Origin of the sequence: Dorea sp. 210702-DFI.3.125 (genome assembly GCF_020560945.1) — a bacterium.
GTDB classification, from domain to species: domain Bacteria; phylum Bacillota; class Clostridia; order Lachnospirales; family Lachnospiraceae; genus Dorea; species Dorea formicigenerans.
This window is the reverse complement of sequence record NZ_JAJCNF010000060.1, coordinates 1-2,771: the sequence shown is the minus strand read 5'-3', so window position 1 is coordinate 2,771 and position 2,771 is coordinate 1. Positions and strand designations below refer to the sequence as shown.

General features: G+C 40.6%; 1 protein-coding gene. It reads right to left on the bottom strand.

The window, feature by feature from the left end; translation table 11 throughout:
* The coding region (locus LI164_RS15465; protein ID WP_227087367.1) for a SulP family inorganic anion transporter at positions 1-2,272 on the bottom strand (2,272 nt) is incomplete at its 3' end.
* Positions 2,273-2,771: the final 499 nt, after the last annotated feature.

The window sequence follows — 2,771 nt, the reverse complement described above, 5'->3', positions numbered from 1 at the left end:
CGGAATCTTGTGCCACATCGGAATCTTGTGCCGCATCGGAATCTTGTGCCACATCGGAATCTTGTGCCGCATCGGAATCTTGTGCCACATCAGATTCTTGCGCTGGAACGTCTTCTTTTTCAAAAGTTTGATTTGGCTGAGGTGCTTGTTCTTGAGGTTCTACGCTTGCGCGCTGAAGTTCTAATCGTTCTTCAAGCTTTCGGCGATGTTTCTGTAACTTATCGAAGACTTCCGGATGTTCACGTAGAACACGGTCTCTTAAAATACGTCTTCGTTTTTCAATTAACTGAAGAACTAATGGTTGGTTTTCTGCCAGTGCCTGTGACAACTCATCGAGATGAAGCTCGATACGGCGAAGTAATTCGTCCTCATCAAAGGCACCAAGAGAATGCCAATTTTCAAGGTGGTCTACAAGACCGTTTTCAAGAATCTCTTCAATATCCTTTAATCCGTGAATATGATTTAAGATGTGGTGAACTTCATGTTCCATTTCCTCGACTACCTGATCACCATAAGCCCATGCAAATTCCTCCAGTGTATCTTCATCTTCTGCAGGAAGAAATGTCAGGTTTAGTTTTACGCTTTCTTTTTCAGAATCCGGGATATCCAGTTCATATGGAGCGTAAATATCTGCGTCGTGAAGAGCAGCCAGTATTGTCCGGCGGACATGTCCCTCGCGGATCAGATGTTCAACACCTAACTGACGCATTTGCTGGTTCAATTTTTCAGTATGTTCAGTGATATAAAAATGTATTCCAAGGTCTGTCAGACGCGAAGATAATTCCGCAAGGCGGTCTGCAGCAGTAATGTCGATGTTGTTGATTGCTCTTGCGTCAATGATTACGACTTGCGTATCTGGACTGACTGCATCTTCAAGATCTTCCTGAAGAATCTTTACATTTGCGAAAAACAGGTTTTCATTAAACTGGTACATGACAACACCTTTGATAGGATATGCATGTACATTTCTTATAAGGTCATAATATCCATCTTTTCCGGGAATCACACCAAGAAAAGAACGAGTTGGATTCGCGGATTTTGTGATAACAGCAAAGAATGAAAGCAATACACCGATGAGCACACCGTAAATTGTTCCTAAAAATAATACACTGATACAGGCTGCCATGAAAATGGAAAAATCCTGTTTGCTTAGTCGGAAGAGGCGGATACATAAATGAACCTCTACAACGTCCATAAGTGCGGATATCACAATTGCGGTCAGAACCGGAATCGGCAGGTATCCAATGAAGCCTGTGAAAAATAACAGTAGAATTGCCATAGTAATGCCTGCAGTAATGGAAACAACTTGAGAGTGCCCGCCATATTGTTCGTTCATAGATGTCCGGGAAATGCTTCCATTCACCGGGCAGGAACCTACAAATGCAGAGGCAACATTACCGGCAGCACAGGCTAAGATTTCCTGGCGGTCATTCAGATTGTAACCATTGCGGAAAGCAAAATTGTTTTCTGCAAGCAAAGTTTCAGCCATTACGACCAGTGAAATCATCAGTCCACGCCCAACAGCCTGAGTCAGATCTACCTGACTAAAGTCAGGAATGAAAAATGGCGGAAGTCCGGTTCCAACAGAATCAAGCAGTGCCACACCCTTTGCGTCAACATGGAAATACACAGTAGATACTACGCCTGCAGCCATGATAAGAATTGCAATTGGAAATTTTGGAATCCATTTTTTGCATATTCTTATAATAAGTAATGTACCAAGTCCTAATCCGAGAGAAAGCCCGTGGAAATACTGACCGGCGGCATAAATGTGTTCTGCAAGTTCGATGATTTCACCAGATCCTGCAGAGCTTCCCATAAGTTTCGGAATCTGCATGAAGATAATAGTTAAAGAGATTCCACTAATGAATCCGCCCATAACAGGGGTTGATATAAAGTTTACAATCCGATCGGCTTTTATAATGTAAAAGAAAAGAAGCCACAGACCAGTAAAAAGTGCCAAAATCGGTATATAATTCAACGCAGCTTCAGATCCGGGAACAATACCAAGAGAAAGCAGCGCACTGCCTGCAAGAGCAGCGGGAGCAGCATCTACACCAAAAATAAATTGTTTTGATGTAGAAAAAATTGCGAATAATAATATAGGAAGAATAGAACCATACAAGCCATAAGCCGGAGGAAGCCCGGCAATCTGTGCATATCCCATGGAAATGGGAATAGATACAGCGGCTATAATGATACCAGAAAAAATGTCCTGTTTTAAATAATCCTTTTTATATTTTTTTAATGTTGATAAAAGCTGTATTTTCATAAGTAAAAGAACCTCCGTCTAGCAATTATAACAGTAAGTAGACAAAAGAACAATATTGGAGACGTAGTGTTTTGCTAAAATGTAAGATCGGAAATTGTGGCTCGAAGTGCATTTTTATATCAGCTGGGAGTCAATCCCCCAGCTGATATAGCCTCTGGCAGGATTGCAGAGGTGCGCAGTAGAAGTAGGTCATGCAATTGCATTCTTGAAACTGTAGTTATGATAGAAAGTAATAAACTGAATTGTGCGAATTGCGCGAATAAAATAAAAAATAAAAATAATATTGACAATTAGAAAAGGACATGGTATATTAACTAAGCTGTTTCGAACGACAGAGATGATCGAAGCGGACAGCGAAAAAGAAAAATAAAAAAGTTGTTGACAAGCGATTGTGAATGTGATAATATAAATAAGCTGTCGCTGAGACGACAACAAAGAAAAGAACCTTGATAATTAAATAATAGACAACAACCCTGAAGATTCTTTAAGAGAAAATTCA